17 protein-coding genes are annotated in these 22344 nt (G+C 71.8%); 9 read left to right on the forward strand and 8 right to left on the reverse strand.

Translation table 11 applies throughout. From position 1 onward, the window contains the following. The first annotated feature begins 87 nt into the window (after positions 1-87). The 4 genes from LV75_RS24085 (at position 88) to LV75_RS24100 (ending at position 3352) form a co-directional block, all read left to right on the forward strand. On the forward strand, positions 88-687 hold the full coding sequence (locus LV75_RS24085; protein ID WP_253889263.1) for a GNAT family N-acetyltransferase: 600 nt from the start codon (positions 88-90) through the stop codon (positions 685-687). A 149-nt stretch (positions 688-836) separates the two neighbouring features. After that, positions 837-1238 (forward strand): transcriptional regulator, encoded by a 402-nt coding sequence (locus LV75_RS24090; protein ID WP_253889264.1) that lies wholly within the window; start codon positions 837-839, stop codon positions 1236-1238. A gap of 14 nt (positions 1239-1252) precedes the next feature. Further along, positions 1253-2605, forward strand: coding sequence for a hypothetical protein (locus LV75_RS24095; RefSeq protein ID WP_253889265.1), 1353 nt, complete (start codon positions 1253-1255; stop codon positions 2603-2605). 3 nt (positions 2606-2608) lie between these two features. Beyond that, entirely contained in the window at positions 2609-3352 is a 744-nt protein-coding gene (locus LV75_RS24100) for an ESX secretion-associated protein EspG (protein ID WP_253889266.1), read from the forward strand. Position 3353: 1 nt separating this feature from the next. Here LV75_RS24100 and LV75_RS24105 read toward each other — a convergent pair whose 3' ends face one another. Next, complete coding sequence (locus LV75_RS24105) at positions 3354-5120, reverse strand: glycerol-3-phosphate dehydrogenase/oxidase (RefSeq protein WP_253889437.1); 1767 nt, start codon at positions 5118-5120, stop codon at positions 3354-3356. Positions 5121-5330: 210 nt separating this feature from the next. Between LV75_RS24105 and LV75_RS24110 the strand changes: the two genes are divergently transcribed. Both LV75_RS24110 and glpK read left to right on the forward strand, forming a co-directional pair. Beyond that, a complete protein-coding gene (locus tag LV75_RS24110; RefSeq protein ID WP_253889267.1) occupies positions 5331-6071 on the forward strand; it encodes an MIP/aquaporin family protein in 741 nt (246 codons plus the stop codon). Between the two features lie 27 nt (positions 6072-6098). After that, positions 6099-7622 carry a glycerol kinase GlpK gene (gene glpK / locus LV75_RS24115; RefSeq protein ID WP_253889268.1) on the forward strand — a complete coding sequence of 508 codons (1524 nt, stop codon included), beginning with the start codon at positions 6099-6101 and terminating at the stop codon, positions 7620-7622. A gap of 56 nt (positions 7623-7678) precedes the next feature. Here the strand turns inward: glpK and LV75_RS24120 are convergent, their stop codons facing one another. Both LV75_RS24120 and LV75_RS24125 read right to left on the reverse strand, forming a co-directional pair. Then, positions 7679-8107, reverse strand: a complete 429-nt coding sequence (locus tag LV75_RS24120) for a DUF4190 domain-containing protein (protein WP_253889269.1) — start codon at positions 8105-8107, stop codon at positions 7679-7681. A 523-nt stretch (positions 8108-8630) separates the two neighbouring features. Next, positions 8631-10031, reverse strand: coding sequence for an NAD(P)H-quinone dehydrogenase (locus LV75_RS24125; protein ID WP_253889270.1), 1401 nt, complete (start codon positions 10029-10031; stop codon positions 8631-8633). A 139-nt stretch (positions 10032-10170) separates the two neighbouring features. On the opposite strand from LV75_RS24125, the gene LV75_RS24130 reads away from it, so the two are divergent. From LV75_RS24130 to LV75_RS24140, 3 genes are all read left to right on the forward strand, one after another. Next, a complete protein-coding gene (locus LV75_RS24130; protein WP_253889438.1) occupies positions 10171-10632 on the forward strand; it encodes a gamma-glutamylcyclotransferase family protein in 462 nt (153 codons plus the stop codon). A 203-nt stretch (positions 10633-10835) separates the two neighbouring features. Further along, positions 10836-11384, forward strand: a complete 549-nt coding sequence (locus tag LV75_RS24135; RefSeq protein ID WP_253889271.1) for an AMIN-like domain-containing (lipo)protein — start codon at positions 10836-10838, stop codon at positions 11382-11384. Between the two features lie 204 nt (positions 11385-11588). Beyond that, positions 11589-14330, forward strand: coding sequence for an AfsR/SARP family transcriptional regulator (locus LV75_RS24140; protein ID WP_253889272.1), 2742 nt, complete (start codon positions 11589-11591; stop codon positions 14328-14330). A 955-nt stretch (positions 14331-15285) separates the two neighbouring features. Here the strand turns inward: LV75_RS24140 and LV75_RS24145 are convergent. The 5 genes from LV75_RS24145 to LV75_RS24165 all read right to left on the reverse strand — a co-directional run bounded on the left by LV75_RS24145 (position 15286) and on the right by LV75_RS24165 (position 22247). After that, positions 15286-16590, reverse strand: a complete 1305-nt coding sequence (locus tag LV75_RS24145; protein WP_253889273.1) for an amidohydrolase — start codon at positions 16588-16590, stop codon at positions 15286-15288. Positions 16591-16795: 205 nt separating this feature from the next. Further along, positions 16796-17167: a hypothetical protein gene (locus LV75_RS24150; RefSeq protein ID WP_253889274.1), complete on the reverse strand. Its 372-nt coding sequence runs from the start codon at positions 17165-17167 to the stop codon at positions 16796-16798. A gap of 52 nt (positions 17168-17219) precedes the next feature. Then, positions 17220-18218, reverse strand: coding sequence for a methylmalonyl Co-A mutase-associated GTPase MeaB (gene meaB / locus LV75_RS24155; protein WP_253889275.1), 999 nt, complete (start codon positions 18216-18218; stop codon positions 17220-17222). Continuing rightward, positions 18211-20403: a methylmalonyl-CoA mutase gene (gene scpA, locus LV75_RS24160; RefSeq protein ID WP_253889276.1), complete on the reverse strand. Its 2193-nt coding sequence runs from the start codon at positions 20401-20403 to the stop codon at positions 18211-18213. The genes meaB and scpA overlap by 8 nt, the downstream gene beginning before the upstream one ends. Continuing rightward, positions 20400-22247 (reverse strand): methylmalonyl-CoA mutase family protein, encoded by a 1848-nt coding sequence (locus tag LV75_RS24165; RefSeq protein ID WP_253889277.1) that lies wholly within the window; start codon positions 22245-22247, stop codon positions 20400-20402. The genes scpA and LV75_RS24165 overlap by 4 nt, the downstream gene beginning before the upstream one ends. Between the last annotated feature and the right edge of the window lie 97 nt (positions 22248-22344).

A 22344-nucleotide genomic window follows, 5' to 3' on the forward strand; every position in this document is an offset into this window, starting at 1 on the left:
TCGGTGGGGGTGCGGGGGGCGCGGGGGCGGCCAAAGGGAACGGCAGGGGGAAGGCTGGGCTGCGGTTGGCCCGCGACGGGTGTCTGGGTGGGGGCGGTTGTTCCGTGGGGCGCGGGGCGGCGCGGTAGCGTGCTGGCCGTGGAGCCGGTGGAGATCAATGCGGGTGGGTACTACCTGCGGGCGCTGCGCAACGATGCTCGGTTCGATGATCGGCCGCGGATCTTGGAGGGGTTCACCGATCCGGAGTTCGTGCGGTGGTTGCCGCACATCCGGGTCGTTGACCTGGCGGGGGCCGGGGACTACATCGCCAGGCGGGAGGCCGATTGGTTGGCCGATCGGCGGTACTCGTGGGCGGTGGCCGACCCGGTGACCGGGGTGATGCTCGGGGAGGTCCTGCTCAAGGAGGTCGACCTCGACGCGGGTACCGCCGAGGCCGGGGTGTGGGCCCATCCCGACGCGCGGGGTAAGGGGGTGACCACGCAGGCTTTGGCGGCTGTGCTGCGGTTCGCGTTCGGCGGGTTGGGGCTCAAGGAGATCACTTACCAGCATTCCCGCGGCAACGAAGCCTCCGGGCGGGTGGCCGCGAAGTTGGGCTTCTCCACGCTGCGTGACCACGGGTTGGCCCTTCCCCCGGACATGGTCGTCCTGGTGGCGCGTAACGCCCCGGGTGCGCCGGTCGTTGGATAGACCGTGGGTAGCTCGCCGGGAACGGAACCCAGCCGATCCGGTGCACGTCTACGAAAGCACAGGGGAATGGTCGCAACCGATCGTGACGGCTCGATAGAGTTAGTGCACCACAGGTAGTGACGGGGATCCGGCAACAGGTGTGGGAGGCGATGGTGCCACCAGGACACGGCGGGCACGGGGGCAGCGGGCACGGGCACGGCGGGGGACACGGCCGTGACCAGCGGACGGACCTGCTGGACATCACCCCGGAGGCGGTTCCCGCGCTGCGCTCGGCCTTCGCCGACGCGAAGGCGCGGGTGGACCGGCAGCTGGAGCTGGGCGAGACCGGCCTGCGGGTCGACTCGTGGGCGAAGGACCCGGTGAGCCTCGACGCCGCGGGTGGGGTCAACCGGCTGACCGTCGACAGCGAGCGCGCGGCGTTGGACGCCCTGCGCGCCTACAGCGCCCAGCTCGACACCGCGGTGCACACCCTCGACCGCGTGGCCGCGCAGTACCGGCTGCTCGAAGAGGACAACGCCGCGACCGTGACGCAGCAGGGCACCGGCGGCTGAGGAGGGGACGAGCGATGACCGATCAGTCGAACGCGGCGCGGCGCTGGCGCGGGTACAGCCACAAGGAGCTGTACCTGATGCTGCACGACGGCCCCGGGGCGCAGGCCTCCGCCGAGCCGTCGCGGCGGTGGACCGAGTTGACCGCCACGCTGCACGAGGTCGGCCACGACCTGGCTGCGGGGCTGGACGGGTCGACCGCGGTGTGGGCCGGTCGGGCGGCCGGGGCGGCGAAGGACCGGTTGGGCGCGCTGGTGTCGTGGGCGCGGACCGCGGCGGACGAGTCAGCCGCGATGCGCGTGGCCGTGGAGAACCAGGGCGACTACATCGCGACCGCGCGCGCCGAGATGCCCGCACCCGAGGGCGAGTCGACGGCGGCGCCGGATCCGGCTTTGGCGCCCGCGATGCAGATCGCCGCGGTGCAGAACGACTCCGAGGCCGTCGAGGCGGCCCGCTCGGCTGGCGCGCAGAAGGCCTTCGAGGTCATGGCGGCCTACGAGCTCAGCACCAAGACGAACCTGGACGCTCGGCGCGGTTTCCCGCGTCCGGCCGACCTGCTGGGCAGCGACTCGCACGACCAGCGCCACCGCGGTGACGGCATCGGCCAGTCCTCGCAGACCTCTTTGGCGGGTGCGGTGTCCGCGCCGCCCGCGGGTGCGCAGGAGCAGTACCGGCCGCCCAACTACCACGCTCCCCACGGCCCCACTGGTGGTGGCCATTCGGACAACCCCCGCTGGGGTGGCAGCGGCGGCGGTCAGGGCATCGGCGTCTCGGCGGCCGCCCTGGGCGACGCCCCGGAGATCGTGCGCAGGCCGGTCGTGGCGCCGGGGATGTTCAGCGGTGCCGCCCCGATGGCGCCGGAGGGCTCGGTCATCGGCCTCGGCTCGTCCGGTCGGTCCGGAGGGTCGGACGAGGAGCGGGTGAACTCGCGCGGCGGTGCGGGCGGGACGTCGTCGCGGCTGCTGGGTGGCGGTGGGAACGGCCTCAGCGGCCCGATGTCGGGGACCGCGATCGGCGCGGACGGGTCGTCCTCCGGGGCGACCGGGCAGGGGCTGGCGGCCTCGGGGGCGAACGCGGCGGCGACGCCGATGGCCCCGACCGGCGCGGGCGCGGCGGGTGGCGGTGCCCCGATGGGCGGCAACGACAAGCTCGCGATGCGCAGGCTTGGCGCCGAGACGCTGGGGTCCAGCCAGTGGTTCGACAACACCGAGTCCAACACCAACAACAACTCGACCACCTCGTCGTCCTCGTCGAGCCGCACCCTCGGTGGCCGCAGGCGCGACCTGGCGCGCGAGGAGGAGCCGGTCACCGAGTCGGTCACCCTCTACGGCGAGGACCACAACCTCCCGCCCGGCGTGATCGGCGGCTGAGCCGTGACCGCCGTGACGGTCACGGCGCTGGAGTTCGACGTCCTCACCGAGCACTTGGGCGTCGAGCCGGTGCCGCTGGTGCTGGAGGTGCCCTCACCGGGGCGCACCGACACCGAGCGGGCTGACCTGGTGGACCGGGCCTGGAGCGGGTTGGCCGAGCGCGGACTCGGCAGGCCCGGGCGGGTCGACCCGCTGCTGGAGTCGTTGCTGTCGCTGCTCGACCGGCCGGAGCGCGAGGTCGACGGTCGCTTGTGGACAGAAGGTCCGGTGCGGGTGCTGGCTGCGGCGCGCGCGGATCGCGCTGTGCTGGCGACGATGACCGAGGACACGATCACCCTGTGCGCCGCGGACGCCACGGGTCTGCCCCGGCACGCGCTGTCCGTGCTGCCCCCGGTCGCGCCCGGCCCCGGCCGGTCGGTCACGGTGCCGACGGTGGACTTCGAGGCCGCCGCACCGGATCCGCTCGCCTCCGGGCTGCGGGCGCGCGGGGTGCGCGCGGACGACGCGAGCACGCTGGCGGAGATGATCACCCCGCTGCGCGCCCACGGCCAGTTCGGCGCCGCGGTGCGCGACCGCTGGGGCAGGCGGCACCGGGCCGACCGGGTGGTCAGCTACTTCGACACCGCGCACGGCCGCTACCTGCAGACCCGCACCACCACCGACACCGGCGAGGCGTGGACCACCATCTCCCCCACCGACACCCGGCGCCTGCACCACCACGTCGCCGCTCTGCTGCCGAGCGGCTGACTCAGGCGATCGGCTCCGCGAGGTGGCGCCGGGGTTCCGGGGCACCGGCGCGGACGCTGTCGGCGGCGGTGTCGTCCGGTTTCGTCTGCGAGTCCCGCTCGGCGTCGACGCGGGCTTGGTAGACCGAGATCTCCCAGTCGACCTGCTCCTCGTCCCAGCCGAGCACCGGGGCCATCAACCGGGCGACCTGGCGGGCGCAGCCGACCCCTCGGTGGGGGTACTCGATGGCGATCCGGGTGCGCCTGGTGAGGACGTCTTCCAGGTGCAGAGCCCCTTCCGCCGCCGCGGCGTAAACGACCTCGACCTGGAGGTAGTCGGCGGCGTTGTCGATGGGTTTGAGGAGCTCCGGGCGGTTTGCCGCGCAGGCGAGGACTTCGTGCAAGAGGGAGCCGTAACGGTCGAGCAGGTGGCGGACCCGGTAAGGGTGTAGGGACCATTTGGTGGCTAGTAGATCTGCCTGGTTGACCAAGGCGTGATAGCCGTCGGCGCCCAATAGCGGGACCTGGTCGGTAATGGAGGGTTGCAGCCTGCCGGGAAGGTCTACCGCTGCTGTGTTTACCGCGTCCGCCGCCATTACCCGATAAGTCGTGTATTTGCCGCCGGCGATGGCGACAAGACCGGGGGCGACACGGGCGACGGCGTGTTCGCGGGAGAGTTTCGAGGTTTCCTCACTCTCGCCCGCCAACAACGGCCGCAGACCGGCGTAGACGCCTTCGATGTCGGCGTGGGTCAGCGGGGTCGCCAGGACCGAGTTGACGTGTTCGAGCAGGTAGTCGATGTCGTGCTCGGTGGCGGCGGGGTGGGCCAGGTCGAGGTTCCAGTCGGTGTCGGTGGTGCCGATGATCCAGTGGTTGCGCCACGGGATGACGAACAGCACCGACTTCTCCGTGCGCAGGATCAGACCGGTCTCGGCGACGATCCGGTCGCGCGGGACGACGATGTGCACGCCCTTGCTGGCCCGGACCCGGAAGCGGCCCCGGCTGCCGGAGGCGCGCTGGAGCTCGTCGGTCCACACGCCGGTGCAGTTGATGACCACGTCGGCGCGGATGTCGAGTTCGGCGCCGTCCTCGACGTCGCGCACGCGCACGCCGCTGACCCGGTCCGCCTCGCGGCGGAAGCCGACCACCTGGGTCGAGGTGCGCACGACCGCGCCGTAGTGGGCCGCGGTGCGCGCGACGGTGGCGGTGTGGCGGGCGTCGTCGGCTTGGGCGTCGTAGTAGCGGATCGCGCCGATGAGGGAGCCGCGGCGCAGGGCGGGGGCCATCCGCAGCGCGCCCGCGCGGGTCAGGTGCTTCTGGCCGGGGACCGAGCGGGCGCCGCCCATGGTGTCGTAGAGGAGCAGACCGGCGGCGGTGTACGGGCGTTCCCAGAGCCTGCGGGTGAGCGGGTAGAGGAAGCTGACCGGCTTCACCAGGTGCGGAGCCAACCGGGTGAGCATCAGCTCCCGCTCGCGCAGGGCCTCGCGGACCAGGCCGAACTCCAACTGCTCCAGGTAGCGCAGCCCGCCGTGGAACAGCTTGCTGGAGCGGCTGGACGTGCCGGAGGCGAGGTCGCGCGCCTCGACGAGGGCGACCCGCAGGCCCCGGGTCGCGGCGTCGAGCGCGACGCCCGCGCCGACCACGCCACCGCCGACCACGACGACGTCGAACGCCTCGGCGCCCAGGCGCTGCCAGGCGAGCGCGCGCTCGGCTGGCCCGAGCCTGCCGCCGGGCGTCCGGCTGTCCGAAGTGGACGATGAGATCGGGTCGGTGGGCTTGCCGCTGGCCATGATCGCCTCCCAGCGCGGGCCGAGGGGTCGTTCGACCTGCACCACGCTACCCGCCCCGGGCCGGTTGAGCAGTCAACCCGTGGACAGTCGAGCGAACCGGGGGTAACGTCCGATCTCACTCAGGGTGGGCACCGCCGCCACGTCCCCGTCCCCGACCGTCCCCCGAACCGGCCGCGCCTACCTCGCCACCGGCAGTGCGAGGGAGTCTCCATGAGCTTCTGGCACATCGTCCTCTGGGAACTACTGGGCACCGCCGCGCTGATCCTGCTCGGCGCGGGCGTGGTCGCCAACACCGTCCTGCGCGGCTCGCTCGGGCACCGGGGCGGGTGGCTGCTGGTCAACATCGGCTGGGGTTTCGCGGTGTTCGTGGGCGCCAGCATCGCCGCGCCCAGCCAGGCGCACCTCAACCCGGCCGTCACGATCGGCCTGCTCAGCGCGGGGAAACTCGAGTGGGCGCAGGTGCCCGCGTACCTGCTCGGCCAGTTCGTCGGCGCGTTCATCGGCGCCGTGCTGTGCTGGCTGACCTACAAGCTGCAGTTCGACGCGCACGACGAACCGGAGAACACGCTGGGGGTCTTCGCGACCGCGCCGGTGCACCGGAACCTGCCGTGGAACCTGGTGACCGAGGTGATCGGCACGTTCGTGCTGGTCTTCTGGATCTTGACTAGCCCGGGTGTGAAACTGGGCAGCGGCGGGTTGCCGCAGTTCGGCAACGCGGCGCTGGGCTACGCGGCGGTGGCGTTCGTGGTGATCAGCATCGGCGCCTCGCTCGGCGGGCCAACCGGCTACGCGATCAACCCCGCCCGCGACCTGGCGCCCCGGCTGGCCTACGCGGTGCTGCCGATCCGCGGCAAGGGCGACGCCGACTGGGGCTACGCCTGGGTGCCGGTCGTCGGCCCGCTGCTCGGCGCCGTCCTGGCGGGCCTGCTCGCCCGCGTCCTACCCGCGTGACCGACCCGCCCTGAGAAAGAGGACCTGATGACCCAGTACGTCGCCGCAGTCGACCAGGGCACCACCTCGACCCGGTGCATGGTGTTCAGCCACGCGGGCGAGGTGGTGGCGGTGGACCAGCGCGAGCACACCCAGGTGCTGCCGCGCGCGGGCTGGGTGGAGCACGACCCGGTGCAGGTCTGGGACAACACCCGCTCGGTGGTCGCGGGCGCGCTGGCCAAGGCCGACCTGCACAGCACCGACATCGCGGCGGTCGGGATCACCAACCAGCGCGAGACCGCCGTGGTGTGGGACCGCAAGACCGGGCAACCGGTGTACAACGCCATCGTCTGGCAGGACACCAGGACCGACAAGATCGCGACCGCGCTCGGCGACCTCGGCGGCGGGCAGGAGCGGTACCGGGCCAAGACCGGGCTGCCGCTGGCGACCTACTTCTCCGGCCCCAAGATCCGCTGGATCCTGGACAACGTCGACGGGGCGCGGGCCAGGGCCGAGGCGGGCGACCTGCTGTTCGGCACCATGGACAGCTGGCTGCTGTGGAACATGACCGGCGGGGTCGACGGCGGGGTGCACGCCACCGACCCGACCAACGCGTCCCGCACGCTGCTCATGGATCTGTCCACTCTGGACTGGGACGCCGACGTCGCCGCGGAGATGGGCATCCCGCTGTCGATGCTGCCCAGGATCGCCTCGTCGTCGGCCGAGTTGGGCAAGGTGCGCGAGCGCGGCGCGCTGGCTGGTGTGCCGATCACGGGCATCCTCGGCGACCAGCAGGCGGCGACCTTCGGGCAGGCGTGCCTGTCCCCCGGCGAGGCCAAGAACACTTACGGCACCGGGAACTTCGTGCTGCTCAACACCGGGACCGAGCCGGTGATGAGCGAGAACGGCCTGCTCACCACGGTCTGCTACCGGATCGGCGACCAGGCGCCGGTGTACGCGCTGGAGGGCTCGATCGCGGTCACCGGTTCGCTGGTGCAGTGGATCCGCGACAACCTGGGCATGATCGGCTCGGCCGCGGAGATCGAGGAGCACGCCCGCTCGGTCGAGGACAACGGCGGCTGCTACTTCGTCCCCGCGTTCTCCGGCCTGTTCGCCCCGCACTGGCGCTCCGACGCGCGCGGGGCGATCGTCGGCCTGACCCGGTTCATCACCAAGGGGCACCTGGCGCGCGCGGTGCTGGAGGCGACCGCGTTCCAGACCAGGGAGGTCATCGAGGCGATGAACGCCGACTCCGGGGTGCCGCTCACCGCGCTCAAGGTCGACGGCGGGATGGTGGGCAACGAACTGCTGATGCAGTTCCAGGCCGATCTCCTCGACGTGCCGGTGATCCGCCCGGTGGTGGCCGAGACGACCGCGCTCGGCGCCGCGTACGCCGCCGGGCTGGCCGTCGGCTACTGGGGCGGTCTCGAGGACGTGCGCGCGAACTGGGCCAAGGACAAGGAGTGGACACCGGACATGCCCGCGGGCGAGCGGGAACGGCTCTACCGGCAGTGGCGCAAGGCGGTCACCCGCACGCTGGACTGGGTGGACGACGACACCGGCACCGAATGAGTCCACAGTAGACTCAAGCGGTGCCGCCGCCCCCTAGCCGCGGCGTGCCGCTCGGCTCAGACGACCACCGAGGACACCGCGATCAGCAGCAGGATCCAGGTCGCCAGCGCGATGGCGCCGCAGGTGAGGCCCGCGATGGCCAGGCCCTTGTTGTTGGCCTCGCCCCGGTTCGCCTTGGCGATGCCGACCCCGGAGAGCGCGACGCCGATGATGGCCAGGATCAGCCCGACGAAAGGCACCCAGACGAAGATGAGACCGAGCAGTCCGGTGACGAAACCGCCGGTGCCGGGGCCGTTCTGCGGCGCGGGACCGTACTGGGCGACGACGACCTGCTGCGGCATCGGCGCGAACTGCTGCGCGCCATAGGGTTGCTGACCGGCGTAGGCCTGCGGCGGCGGCGCGACGGGGAACTGGCCGCTGTTCGGGTCGACGGGGTGACCGGGCTGCTGCGCGGGCGCCTGACCGTACGGGTCTGGTTGTGACATGGCTGGGATGCCTGCCTCTCGATGCGGGGGAACTCGCACCCAAGGTCGCCGCGCGTCGGTGGCCCGTTATCCCGCGTGACCGTTCCGTAACGTGTACGGGCGAAATCCGCCGGTCCGCGGAATCGCGCCGGGACCGCCGTTCGGGCCACCCCCGCCTCCAGGGGTGACCCGAACGGTGTGGACCCGTCGCTCAGACCCCGGTTCTACCCGGGGTCCGCGGTGCGAGGAAATCCATCCACAGGCGCGGGATCTGTCCGATCCCGCCGCAGCGCGGGCAGAAGTCCTTGCGGTTGGGGGCGAGTCCTGAGCCCAGGCATTCCGGGCACTCGGTCCGACGCATGGCCAGCCTCCGTACGTAACGGTTGGGTTCCCCAGGGGTACCGGCTCAGTAGGTCTATCGAAAGAGCGGTGCCGGGGTTTCACTCTTTCTCGTGTAAATCTGGTAACTGAGAAGGCAGCGAACCGCACCACAATAGGCACGAAAGTGTGAAGTTGGGGCACAAACCATCGAACTGGGCGAATTTCAGTCGAGGTCGTCGTGCCGCATGAGCTGGCGGCCCGCCTCGGTGATCGAACCGGACAGCGAGGGGTACACCGAGAAGGTGAGCGCGAGGTCGTCGACGGTCAACTGGTTCTGCACCGCGAGGGCGATCGGCAGGATCAACTCGCTGGCGCTGGGGGCCACGATGACCCCACCGATGACCACGCCGGTCGCCGGGCGGCAGAACAGCTTCACGAACCCGCGGCGCAGGCCCTCCATCTTCGCCCTGGCGTTGGTGGCCAGCGGCAACGTGATCGTGCGCGCGGGCACCTCGCCGCTGTCGATGGCCTGCTGGCTGATGCCGACGGTGGCGATTTCCGGGTGGGTGAACACGTTCGCCGCGACGGTCTTGAGCTTGATCGGGGCGACGCCCTCGCCGAGCGCGTGCCACATCGCGATCCGGCCCTGCATGGCCGCGACCGAGGCGAGCATCAGCACGCCGGTGCAGTCGCCCGCGGCGTACACACCGGGGATGCCGGTGCGCGAGACGCGGTCGACGGTGATGAACCCGCCGGGGCCGGGCTCGACGCCGATCTTCTCGAGCCCGATGTCGGCGGTGTTGGGCACCGAGCCGACGGTCATCAGCGCGTGACTGGCCCGGACCACCTCGCCGCCCTTGAGGTGCACGGTGACCCCGGTGCGGTCGCGCTCGATCTTCTCCGCGCGGGCGTGCTTGACCAGGGTCGTGCCGCGCTCGGAGAACACCTCCTCCAGCACGGCCGCGGCGTCGGCGTCCTCGTGCGGCAGGACCCGGTCGCGGCTGGAGATGACGGTGACCTTGACGCCCATCTCGATGAACGCGGAGGCGAACTCGGCGCCGGTGACCCCGGAGCCGACCACGACCAGGTGCTCGGGCAGCTCGGGCAGGTCGTAGATCTGGCGCCAGTCGAACACCCGCACCCCGTCCGGCTCGGCGCCGGGGATCACCCGCGGGGTGGCCCCCGTGGCGATGAGCACGACGTCGGCGGGCAGCACCTCGGTGACGCCGCCGGACTCCACGGCGACCCGGTGCGCGGCCATGCCGGTGCGGTCGTCGCAGAACCGCGCGGTGCCGCTGACGACCCGCACGCCCTCGCGCTGCACCCGGTTGCGGATGTCGGCGGACTGCGCCAGCGCCAGCCCGCGCACCCGGCCCCTGACCACCGGCAGGTGCACCGTCGAGTCGACGTCGTCGGTGCCGATCCCCAGCTCATCGGCGTCGCGGAAGGCGACCCGCGCGCCAGCGGAGGCGATGAAGGTCTTGGACGGGACGCAGTCGTAGAGCACGCAGGCGCCACCGAGACCGTCCCGCTCGACCACGGTCACCTCGGCGCCGTGCTGGGCGGCCACCAGGGCGGCCTCGTACCCGGCAGGCCCGCCGCCCATGATCACGATCCGGGTCACCTGGTCCTCCGTTCACCCGCGCGTGTACCCGCGAACACGGTAGCCGGGGCGGCTCAACCGGGTCGGGGGTGGCCGCGAAAAGGTGATCCCTGCGCGCGGCTGCCTGCTGACACCGCACGGTGTGGCTAGGCTGTCCGGCGTGCCGCTCTATGCCGCTTACGGGTCGAACATGGATCCAGGCCAGATGTTGCAGCGAGCCCCGCATTCGCCGATGGCCGGGACGGGGTGGCTCGTCGGCTGGCGGCTGACCTTCGGGGGTGAAGACCTCGGCTGGGAAGGTGCGTTGGCGACCATCGTCGAGGACCCGGACTCGCAGGTGTTCGTCGTGCTCTACGACGTCACCGACGACGAGAAGAACCTGGACCGGTGGGAGGGCTCCGAGCTGGGGTTGCACTCCAAGATCCGGCTGCGGGTGCAGACCCTGGAGGGCTCGGTGCTCTCCTGGCTCTACGTCCTCGACGCCTACGAGGGGGGCCTCCCCTCGGCCCGCTACCTGGGTGTCGTGGCGGACGCGGCGGAGGCGGCGGGGGCGCCCGCGGACTACGTGGAGGACCTGCGCACGAGACCGTGTAGCGGGATCGGGCCAGCCGCCGCGAGCTGAACAACGCTCAGCTGTGTCGCGCGTCTCCTAGGTGTGGCCGACCCCGGCCTACCGCTCACCGACCGCCCGTCGGCCGGAGCGAGGAGACCGGCATGGCCACTCATCACCCGCTGGTGCACCTGACAGGTCACCCATCCGTATGACATCGCCGTCTGCGGGGTGGGCACCTGGCGGACGGCGGTGGTGAGAGGGGAGTTGCTTCGATGAAACGCGTCGTCTCGGTCATCGCCGCCGCGGTGATGGCCCTATCGATCGCGGTGGTCGCGCCTGCCGCGGCCACCGCCGCCCCGTACTGCGGCATCACCTGGGGCTCCGGCACCAAGACCGCGGGCACCCACGAGCTCGGCCGCTTGGTGAACGTCCGCGCGGGCCAACAGGACTGCTACGACCGCCTGGTGATCGACCTCGCGGGCCCGGGCCCGCACGGCTTCCACGTGACCTATGTGGACGAGATCATCCAGGACCCGTCCGGCGTGCTGATCCCCACCCGCGGCGCGGGGAAGTTGCAGGTGTCGGTGTTCGGCGCGTCCCACGAGGATGATGGGACGATCACCTACTGGCCCGCGAACCCCCGCGAACTCGTGAACGTGGCGGGCTGGCAGACCTTCCGCCAGGTCGTCGCGGCGGGGGACTTCGAAGGCCAGTCGACGATCGGCCTCGGCGTGCGGGCTCGCTTGCCGTTCCGGGCGTTCGCCCTGCCGCGCGACGGGGGCGGGACCCGGATCGTGGTTGACGTGGCCCACTTCTGGTGATCGACGCGGCCGCGCTCCCCCGGGGGCGCGGCCGTTCCTTTGTGGACGGTTGGTCCGGATCGCGTGCGCCGGGTCCGCGAACCGGGGTTCGGGCACCCCAGCGCCCGCTATGCCCAAGGCTTCCTTTACGTTGCCGATCGTGATCATCCACCGCGGCCGGTGCTCGACCGCGGTGCGGCGGCTGAGGGTGGGGGGATACCGGCGATGGCAGGGGACTTCCGCGTGCTGGGCCCGGTCGAGGTGTTCGTCGACGGCCGCCCCGTCGAGGTGGGCCACGCCCGGCAGCGGTACGTGCTCGCGGCGCTGCTGATCGAGATCGGCCAGCGGCTGTCGGTGGACCAGCTCCTCGACCGCGTGTGGGGCGAGCAGGTCCCGTCCAGCGGACGGGACACCCTCTACAGCTACCTGTCCCACCTGCGCCGGGTCCTGCGACCCACCGGGACGGCCGACCTCGTGCGCGGGACGGGCGGGTACGAGTTGCTCGTCGACCGCGACGCGGTGGATTTGCACCGGTTCCGGCGGCTGGTGGCCGAGGCGGGCAATGCCGACAGCACCGCCGCGGTGGCGTTGTTCGGCGAGGCGTCGGCGTTGTGGCGCGGGGAGTTGTGCGCGGGCCTGGACACACCGTGGGTCCGGTCGGTGCGCGCCGGGCTGGACCGGCAGCGGTTGGCCGCGGAGCTCGACCACGCCGACCTGCGACTCAGCGCGGGCAGGCACACGGAACTGGTGGACGACCTGACGTCGTTGGCCGCCCGGTACCCGTGGGACGAACGACTCGCGGGACAGTTGATGCTCGCGCTGTACCGCAGTGGCCGCCAAGCCGAGGCCCTGCACCGGTACCAGGAGTTGCGCACCCAGCTGGCCGAGGAGTTGGGCACGGATCCCGGACCGGACGTGCAGGCGCTGCACCAGCGCATCCTGTCGGCCGACAGCGCGCTTGTCGCGTCGTCCGCGGAAAGGCCACCGGTGGTACCGCGTCAGCTGCCCGGCGCGCCGAGGTCGTTCACCGGGCGGGTCCGTGAACTGGCCGACTTGAGCCGCGCGCTCGGGCACGAGCACGCGGTCGCGATCTCGGTCATCGGCGGCGCTGGCGGCATCGGCAAGACCACGCTCGCCCTGGCGTGGGCGCACCACAACCTGCACCGGTTCCCGGACGGGCAGCTCTTCGTCGACCTGCACGGGTTCAGCCCGGTCCGCCGCCCGACCGCGCAGGACGACGCGCTGCTCGGTTTCCTCACCGCGCTGGGGGTCGACCCCGACCGGCTGCCCGCGGACCCGGACGCGCGGGTGGCGCTGTACCGCAGTCTGACCTTCGGGCGCCGGATGCTGGTCCTGCTGGACAACGCCGCCACCGCCGAGCAGGTCATCCCGCTGCTGCCCGGCAGCCCGACTTGCACTGTCCTGGTCACCGGCCGCGCCGTCCTGCCGTCGTTGATCGACCGGCACGGCGCCCACCACCTCCGCCTGGACGTCTTGCCGCGGGCCGAGGCGGCCGACCTGCTGACCGCGCGGCTCGGCGAGCACCGGGTGGCGGCGGAACCCGACGCGGCGGACCAGCTGATCGACCTGTGCGGGCGGCACCCGCTGGCCCTGGCGATCGCCGCCCGCGATGCCGCCACCCGCCCGTCGATCCGGTTGGCGGAGCTCGCTGACGAGCTCGGCCAACTCGGGCTGGCGGCACTCGCCCACGACACCGACCCCGCGGCCAGCCTGCCCTCGGTGCTGTCCTGGTCCCTGCGGCACCTCACCGAACAACAGCGCCAGGTGTTCGCCCTGCTCGGTGTCGCCCCCGGCCCGGACATCGACCTCCCGGCGGCCACGGCCCTGAGCGGTGTGCCCAAGGCTTCCGCGGCCGCGACCCTGCGGGTCCTCGAGGACCACGCGCTGCTCGACCGCCGACCGAACGGCCGCTACACCATGCACGACCTGATCCGCGCTTACGCGACAACCAGCGCACACCAGCACCTCTCGGAACAGGTTCGACGGTCCGCCTTGGAGCGGGTCGTGGACTTCTACCTCCACACCGCCCAAGCGGCCGACCGCTTCCTCGACCCGGCGAGCGTCGAGGTCTACGCCGGGCCGCTCTTGGTGGCCGACCTCCCCGCCGCGTTGGCGTGGCTGGACGCGCACCACCCCCACCTGCTGAGCGCACAACGCACCGCCGCCTCGGACCACCGCCACCAGACCGTCTACCACGTGGCCCACGCGCTGACCGCCTTCCACCGGTGGAGAGGGCACCGCGACGACGAACTGACCGTGTGGCAAGCCGCCGCTGCCGCCGCCGAACACCTCCCCGACCCGGCCACCATCGCCATCGCCCACCGATTCCTCGGCCACAGCCACGCCACGTCCGGTCGGCACGACCAAGCGGTCGAACACCTGCACCGATCCCTCACCGCCGCCGAGAACTCCAACCTCGACTACCACCAGGCGGCCACACACCACGCTTTGGCCTTGGCGTGGGAACAACGCGACGACCACCGGGCACTGGAACACGCTGTGCATGCGCTCCGCCTGTTCCGGCTCCAGGAGAACCCGGCCTGGGAAGCCGAGGCCCTCAACGCGGTGGGCTGGTACGCCGCCCGCACCGAGGACTACGACACCGCGCGCGACCACTGCGAAGCCGCACTCGCCCTCTTCCGCCAGATCAGCCAACCGCACGGCGAAGCCAACACCCTCGACAGCCTCGGCTACATCGAGCACCAAACCGGCAACCACCACCGGTCCATCAGCCACTACAGCGCCGCCCTGACCCTGCTCCGCGAACTAGGCGACACCGCAGGCCCAATAGAAATCCTCGACCGCCTTGGCCATGCCCATCGCGCTGTTGGCCAACAGGAGCATGCGGCCACGGCTTGGCAGGAGGCGGTGGACTTATGCCGAGCACAGGGCCGCGACGCAGACCACTTCCAGCACCAGATCGACGACCTGCTCTCCCCCACATGACCGGCAAAACCCCGCCGCACCTTCACTTCTCTGACGAGGTCTCCCTTGTGGACGGTCCTGCTTGTGCTGGCAGGCTGCGCCACCACCACTCCACCGCAGTTGCCCACACCTGAACCTGCCCCACTCCGACAACCCAAGCCCTTACCACCCGGAATCGCCGACAGCAGCCCAGCTTCCGTCAGGTCTGCCCCAGCCCGCCTGCTCAGCCACTGGACACTCGGACCTGGCGGTGCCAGCCCAGCCCGCCCTCGTCGGCCCTGCCAACCCAGCACCTGGACAGTCGGACTCGCTGGTGCCAAGCCGGCTCGATGGGGCGGACTTGTTTTGCGTGGGGGACAACACCCGTAGCGTCGTTCGCGGCAGGGCCATGCTTTTCGGCCCCTGCTTTGCGGTCCTGCCACGGGTGTTGTAGGGGCCCCGCGCAAAACAAGTTCGCCCCATCGAGCTGAACGCATTATCGCGTTTCCCGCCGATGTTGCCGCCAGGCGACGAGGCGTCCACCGGAGCCGAAGGCGGAGGCCCGAATCCCTTGCCCCGCACTCCCAACCCGGGCATGCGCCAAGATCAACTGAATCAAAAGCCCCCGATATACAGCCTACCGAGAGAGCCCGACAAAACGACAGCAGCAGCCACAGCCTGTGGACAACCGCAGACGTTGTGGACAAACAAGAAGCTCGCTGCGGCGGCCAATGCAGGCAACCGCTACAACCTGAAGATCAACTAACCAAGAAACCCCCAATGCACAGCCTATCGGCGGGCACCGGCACAACGGCAGCAGCAAGCATCAGCCTGTGGACAACAACGGGCGTTGTGGACAACCGGAACCGTCATGGTCGGCTCGACTGCGGGGCTGCAGCATCATCGACGACAGCGCCAACTGTGAAGCACAGGCCCGCAAAGAAAAACCCGGGAGCCCACGTTCTGCACGTGAGCCCCCGGGGAGTCCAACCCGCCGTCAACTCAAGGCGGCAAGTGCCGTGTGCGTCATCACTCGAATTCCCGCCAGAAGGGCGCGTTCATCGAGTTGGAACGTCGGCTGGTGCAGGTCGCGCATGGGGCCTTCGCCCGGCCAGACGCCGAGGCGCATGAAGGAGCCGGGGATGTGTTCCAGGTACCAGCCGAAGTCCTCGCCGCCCGCTGACTGCTTCGTGCCTGCCAGTGCGTCCTCGCCGAGCGCCGATTCGATTGCCGTGCGCAGGTACTGGGTGCTCTCGCGCTCGTTGATCACCGGAGGTACGCCGCGGCGGTGTTGGAGTTCGTAGCCGACGCCGGTGGGGGCGAGTAGGGATTGGACCAGGCCCTCCACCAGGGGCTCGAGGTCGGCCCAGACGTCGTGGTCGCCGGTGCGGAGGGTGCCGCGGAGGAAGCCGTCCTGGGGGACGGCGTTGGGGGCGTCGCCCGCGTGCACGGCGCCCCAGACGAGGACGGTGCCGGAGCGGGGGTCGACCCGGCGCGACAGCAGGGCCGGGAGGCCGGTGATGACGGTGCCGAGGGCGTGCACCAGGTCCGCGGTCAGGTGCGGGCGGGAGGTGTGCCCGCCCGGGGAGGTGAGGCGCAGTTCGAGCAGGTCGGTGGCCGAGGTGATCGCGCCGACCCGGGTGCCCACCCGGCCGACCTCGGTGCGCGGGTCGCAGTGCAGGCCGAAGATGCGCTCCACGCCGTCGAGGCCGCCCGCGTCGATGACCTCCAGGGCGCCGCCGGGCATGACCTCCTCGGCGGGCTGGAAGATCAGCCGGACGCGGCCGGGCAGCGACGGGGCCGAGGCCAGCGCGATGCCGGTGGCCAGCAGGATCGTGGTGTGCGCGTCGTGGCCGCAGGCGTGCGCGGCACCGGGGGCGGTCGCGGCGTAGGGCAGGTCGGTGGCCTCGGTCATCGGCAGGGCGTCCATGTCCGCGCGCAGCGCCACGCAGCGCTCACCGGTGCCGATGTCGCAGATCAGGCCGGTACCCCCGGGCAGCAGCTCCGGCTGCAGGCCGAACGACTTGAGCAGGCCAGCGACCAGCTCGGTGGTGGCGAACTCCTGCCGGGACAGCTCGGGGTGGGCGTGGATGTGCCGGAACCAGGCCAGCACGTCGGCGGCGTTGGCGGCGAGCCACTGGTCCAGCCACGCGGGCCCGCGCCCCGCACCGAGATCTTCCACAGGGGGCATAGTGACCCCACTGGGGGTGATCAGCACGGCGGACTCCGGGCCCGACTTGGCCACCCGGGTACCCCGGCCACCTTCGAACGGCAGGTCGGGCCGCGAATCCAACACAGTCACGCGACCCCTCCGGCGATGGTCTTCTCGGTCGTTGTTGCGGTCTCCATTTGTCTTCGATCCTGCCCTATGGCGGGCGTCACCCAGGCCGGTTCCGGGCGCTGTACGGCCCGCGGTAGCGCGGCTGCGACCAACGGTCGGGTCGGGTTCGGCCGCACTGGTAGTTGATCAAGACGACCGGTGCGCGTACCGGGGTGAACGCCGGGCGTCAGCCCTTCTTGCGCTTGGCCCGCACCCGGTTGCCGTAGATCACCAGGCCGAGCAGGACGACCGCGACAACCCCCACGACCAGCTTGTTCTTCGCCTTGTCGGCGTCGGACTCGGTGGGCGCGGACGGGATGTCGACGCCGGGGGCGGTGGTTTGCCGGGCCAGCACGGTGGACCCGGCAAGCACAGTGGACCCGGCAAGCACGGTCGACCCGGCTGGCACGGTGGACCCGGCGAGCGCGGTGGACCCGGCGAGCGCGGTGGACCCGGCGAGCGCGGTGGACCCGGGGACGGGGTGGGCGGAGGCGGTGCCCACGGCGGTCCCCAGTGCGAGCAGGACGCCGAGGAGCACCGCGGACAGCAGCCGAGACACGCGGACGGACAAAGGCCGGCCCTCCAGGTCGGGGAGAGAGTCGGTCACCAGGTTAGTCGGCGCGGTCACTGTCCGCGAAGGCCGAAAGGATCATCTCGGCGGCCAGCGTCGCGGTGAGCCGACCGGCGCGCACGTCCTGCTCCACCCCGGGGGTCAGCGCGCGGACGGCCGGGTGGTCGTGCAGCCGGGCGAGCAGGGTGTCGCGGACCATCGACCAGGTCCAGTCCACCTGCTGCTGCCTGCGCTTCTCGGCGAGCTCGCCGGTGGCCGAGAGCGCGGTGTGGTGCTGCTCGACCCGCTCCCACAGCTCGTCGAGCCCGCGGTTCTCCTGGCCGCTGCAGGTCAGCACCGGCGGGGTCCAGGTGGCGGCCGGGTTGCGCAGCAGCCGCAGCGCGCTGGCCAGTTCCCTGGCGGCCTTGCCCGCCTCGGTGGTGTGGTCCCCGTCGGCCTTGTTGACCGCGATGACGTCGGCGAGCTCCAGGACGCCCTTCTTGATGCCCTGCAGCTGGTCGCCGGTCCTGGCGAGGGTGAGGAACAGGAAGCAGTCCACCATGTTGGCCACGGCGGTCTCGGACTGCCCGACGCCGACGGTCTCGACCAGCACCGTGTCGTACCCGGCGGCCTCCATCAGCACGATCGTCTCCCGGGTGGCCCTGGCGACGCCGCCGAGGGTGCCCGAGGTCGGGGACGGGCGGATGAACGCGGCCGGGTCGACCGCGAGCCGCGACATCCTGGTCTTGTCGCCGAGGATGCTGCCGCCGGTGCGGGTGGACGACGGGTCGACGGCGAGCACGGCGACCGTGCGGCCCGCGGCGGTCAGGTTGGTGCCCAGCGCGTCGATGAAGGTCGACTTGCCGACGCCGGGCACCCCGGTGATGCCGACCCGGTGCGCGCCGCCCGCGTGCGGCAGCAGCCGGACCAGCAGCTGTTGCGCCAGGGCGCGGTGGTCGGCGCGGCGGGACTCGACCAGCGTGATCGCCCGCGACAGCACGGCGCGGTCGCCCGCGCGGACGCCGTCGGCGTAGGTGTCGAGGTCGAGCGGTTTAGCCAAGCTCGTGCCCGTGCCGCTCGGCGAGGGTGCGCAGCAGCTGCGCGGCCGCGGTGGCGATGACGGTGCCGGGCGGGAAGATCGCGGCGGCACCGGCGGCGCGCAGGTCGTCGAAGTCCTGCGGCGGGATGACGCCACCGACGACGATCATGATGTCGTCGCGGCCGAGCTCGGCGAGCTCACCGCGCAGCGCGGGCACCAGGGTGAGGTGGCCAGCGGCGAGCGAGTTGACCCCGACGACGTGCACGTCGGCCTCGACGGCCTGGCGGGCGACCTCGCCGGGGGTGGAGAACAGCGGGCCGACGTCGACGTCGAAGCCGAGGTCGGCGAACGCGGTCGCGATGACCTTCTGGCCGCGGTCGTGCCCGTCCTGGCCCATCTTGGCGACCAGGATGCGCGGCCGCCGCCCCTCGGCCTCGGCGAAGGCGTCGACGACGGCGCGGGTCCGCTCGACGGTGTCGTCCTCGCCGGACTTGCCGACCTCGTCGCGGTACACGCCGGAAATCGTACGGATCTGCGCGGCGTGCCTGCCCCAGACCTTGCCCAGGGCCTCGGAGATCTCGCCGACGGTGGCCTTGGCGCGGGCGGCGTCGATGGCCAGTTCGAGCAGGTTGCCCTCGCCGGTCGCGGCGCGGGTGAGCGCGTCGAGCTTGCCGGTGACGGCGTCGTTGTCGCGTTCCGCGCGCAGTCGCCGCAGCTTCTCCAGCTGCTGGACGCGCACCCCGGCGTTGTCGACCTTGAGCACGTCGATCTGCTCGTCGTCGGTGAGCCGGTACTTGTTGACGCCGATGACCGGTTGCCGCCCGGAGTCGATGCGCGCCTGGGTGCGGGCGGCCGCCTCCTCGATGCGCAGCTTGGGGATGCCCGCGTCGATCGCCTTGGCCATGCCGCCCGCGGCCTCGACCTCGCTGATGTGGCCCCACGCCTTGGCGGCGAGCTCGTAGGTGAGCCGCTCGACGAACGCCGAGCCGCCCCACGGGTCGATCACGCGGGTGGTGCCGGACTCCTGCTGCAGCAGCAGTTGCGTGTTGCGGGCGATGCGCGCGGAGAAGTCGGTCGGCAGCGCGAGCGCCTCGTCGAGGGCGTTGGTGTGCAGCGACTGGGTGTGCCCCTGGGTGGCGGCCATCGCCTCGACGCAGGTGCGGGCGACGTTGTTGTAGACGTCCTGCGCGGTCAGCGACCAGCCGGAGGTCTGGCAGTGCGTGCGCAGGCTCAGCGACTTGTCCTCGGCCGGGTCGAAGCCCTTGACCAGCCGCGCCCACAGCAGCCGGGCCGCGCGGAGCTTGGCGACCTCCATGAAGAAGTTCATCCCGATGGCCCAGAAGAACGACAGCCGGGGGGCGAAGGAGTCGACCGGCAGCCCGGCGTCGCGGCCCGCGCGGATGTACTCGACGCCGTCGGCGAGGGTGTAGGCCAGTTCCAGGTCGGCGGTCGCCCCGGCCTCCTGCATGTGGTAGCCGGAGATGGAGATCGAGTTGTACTTGGGCATGTTCCGCGAGGTGAACGCGAAGATGTCGGAGATGATCCGCATCGACGGGCCCGGCGGGTAGATGTAGGTGTTGCGGACCATGAACTCCTTGAGGATGTCGTTCTGGATGGTCCCGGCGAGCTGCTGCGGCGCGACGCCCTGTTCCTCGGCGGCGACGACGTAGAGCGCCAGGACCGGCAGCACGGCACCGTTCATGGTCATCGACACGCTCATCTTGTCCAGCGGGATGCCGTCGAAGAGTTGGCGCATGTCGTAGATGGAGTCGATGGCCACGCCCGCCATGCCGACGTCGCCCGCCACGCGCGGGTGGTCGGAGTCGTAGCCGCGGTGGGTGGCCAGGTCGAAGGCGACCGAGAGGCCCTTCTGCCCGGCGGCGAGGTTGCGGCGGTAGAAGGCGTTGGACTCCTCGGCGGTGGAGAACCCGGCGTACTGGCGGATGGTCCACGGCTGGTTGACGTACATCGTCGGGTAGGGGCCGCGCAGGTAGGGCGCGATCCCCGGGTAGGTGCGCAGGAAGTCCAGGCCCGCGGTGTCCTCGGCGGTGTAGACCGGTTTGACGGCGATGCCCTCCGGGGTCTCCCAGGTCAGCCCGTCGACGTCGGTGTCGGCCTGGGCGCGCAGCGCGGCGCGCCAGTCCTCGGCGGTGGTCGTGGGGGTCGGCTCGCCGAGCTCGACGGCGCCGAAGTCGGGGATGGTCATGCCGGGTCTCCCAGGGTGCGCAGGGTGTCGCGCAGTACGGCGAGCGCGTCGCAGCCGGTGAACACGAATCCGTCCACTCCGGACTGCCGGTGTTGCTCGGATTCCTTGCCCGCCAGCAAGACCCGGACGGCCCCGGCCGCCTTGAGCGCTTGGGCGACCGGTGCGGCCAGTTCGGCGTAGGACTTCTCGGACCCGCAGATGACCGCCACGGCGGCGCCGCTGCCGGTGAAGCGCGCGGCAGCGGTCTCCGCGTCGGTGATCACGCCGCCGTCGGGGGTCTCGATACCGCCCGCCTGGAACAGGTTGGCGGCGAAGGTGGCGCGGGCGGTGTGCGCGGCGACCGGGCCGAGGGTGGCGAGGAAGACCCGCGGCCGCGCGCCGGTCTCGGCCAGTGTCCTATCGGAACGGTCGCGCAGGTCCTCGTACGCCTCGGCGTAGCGGTGCACCGGCAGGCCGCCGGTCGGGGCGGGCGGCGCGGGGGTGCGGACCGGGGCGCGTTCGGCGAGGTTGGGGAACTCGCTGACCCCGGTGATCGCGTCGGCCCTGGTGGCGAGGTTGCGCTCGCGCTCGGCCCAGGTGGCGGCGAGCCGGTCGGCGACCAGGCCGCTGGCCAGCGCGCTCGGCAGGCCGCCCGCGCGCTCGACCTCGGTGAACCAGGCCCACGCGGCTTTGGCCAGTTCCTCGGTGAGGGCCTCGACGTACCAGGAGCCGCCCGCCGGGTCGATCACGCCCGCGAGCCGGGACTCCTCCAGCAGCACCGACTGCGTGTTGCGGGCGATGCGGCGGGCGAAGGCGTCCGGCAGGCCGATGGCCGAGTCGAACGGCAGCACGGTGACCGCGTCCGCGCCGCCGACACCCGCGCCGAAGGCGGCCAGGGTGGTGCGCAGCATGTTCACCCACGGGTCGCGCGCGGTGAGCATCGCCGGGGAGGTGACCGCGTGCTGGCGCTGGCCGACCGGGCGGGCGCCGACGACCTCGACGACCCTGGTCCAGAGCCTGCGCGCCGCGCGGAACTTGGCGATGGTGAGGAACTGGTCGGCGGTCGCGGCGAAGCGGAACTCGATCAGGCCGATGGCGGTGTCGACGTCGACGCCCGCGGTGGTCAGCGCGCGCAGGTAGGCCAGCGCGGTGGCCAGGGCGGCGCCGAGTTCCTGGGCATCCGAACCGCCCGCCTGGTGGTAGGGCAGGCCGTCGACCGTGATCGCGCGCAACCGCGGGTAGCGCTGGGCCTGGACGGCGAAGTCGGCCAACTCGGCCAGGTCCGCCGGGTCGCCGGTGCGGGCCTGCCAGCCGAGCGGGTCGGCGCCGAGGTTGCCCACGACGTCGCCGTGCGGGACGCCGCGGTCGGCGAACAGGGACAGCAGTTCGGTGCCCGCGGCGCGGTAGTCCGGCCCGGCGTCGAGGGTGACGGGGGCCAGGTCGAGGTAGACGTCGGCCAGGACGGTGCCCAGGTCGGCGATCGGGGTGCCCGCGGCGCCGACCACCAGCCAGAGCGAGGTGACGCCGTTCTCGAGGTCGGCGAGGACGTCGCGCGCGGTGGTCGCCGGGTCGGCGTGGCGCTGCCGCACGTCCCACCCGGTGGCGATGTGGCCGCCCGCCAGGGAGCCCCTGGTGAACGGGCGCAGACCGGGGTAGCCGGTGGCGGGGGCGGTGTCCGCGGCGGTGTAGAGCGGCTTGACCTCGATGCCGTCGTAGGTCCTCGACGCGAGCAGGTCCTCCACCGGCCGGTCGTGCCCCTCGGGCACGGCGTCGGCGCGGCGCAGGACCCGTTCGACCAGGCTCTGCCAGCGCGCGTGGTCGGCGGCGGGGAACTCACCTGCCAAGACCAACTCGGGGGCCGTCATGCCCAGTGATGCTACGGAAACCCGCAGTGCGCACCAGGTGGGCGGTGTGTGAGCCTGATCGCGGTTACCCGCAGGTAAGAACGAGCTACGTTCGACT

The organism is Actinokineospora diospyrosa (genome assembly GCF_024171925.1).
In the GTDB taxonomy this organism is placed as follows: domain Bacteria; phylum Actinomycetota; class Actinomycetes; order Mycobacteriales; family Pseudonocardiaceae; genus Actinokineospora; species Actinokineospora diospyrosa.

Coding starts and splice junctions, on each gene's coding strand:
- LV75_RS24105 (WP_253889437.1), bottom strand. CDS start 5,120: ATGGCCAGCGGCAAGCCCACCGACCCGATCTCATCGTCCACTTCGGAC.
- LV75_RS24165 (WP_253889277.1), bottom strand. CDS start 22,247: ATGACGGCCCCCGAGTTGGTCTTGGCAGGTGAGTTCCCCGCCGCCGAC.
- LV75_RS24140 (WP_253889272.1), top strand. CDS start 11,589: ATGGCAGGGGACTTCCGCGTGCTGGGCCCGGTCGAGGTGTTCGTCGAC.
- scpA (WP_253889276.1), bottom strand. CDS start 20,403: ATGACCATCCCCGACTTCGGCGCCGTCGAGCTCGGCGAGCCGACCCCC.
- glpK (WP_253889268.1), top strand. CDS start 6,099: ATGACCCAGTACGTCGCCGCAGTCGACCAGGGCACCACCTCGACCCGG.
- LV75_RS24135 (WP_253889271.1), top strand. CDS start 10,836: ATGAAACGCGTCGTCTCGGTCATCGCCGCCGCGGTGATGGCCCTATCG.
- LV75_RS24095 (WP_253889265.1), top strand. CDS start 1,253: ATGACCGATCAGTCGAACGCGGCGCGGCGCTGGCGCGGGTACAGCCAC.
- LV75_RS24090 (WP_253889264.1), top strand. CDS start 837: ATGGTGCCACCAGGACACGGCGGGCACGGGGGCAGCGGGCACGGGCAC.
- LV75_RS24110 (WP_253889267.1), top strand. CDS start 5,331: ATGAGCTTCTGGCACATCGTCCTCTGGGAACTACTGGGCACCGCCGCG.
- LV75_RS24120 (WP_253889269.1), bottom strand. CDS start 8,107: ATGTCACAACCAGACCCGTACGGTCAGGCGCCCGCGCAGCAGCCCGGT.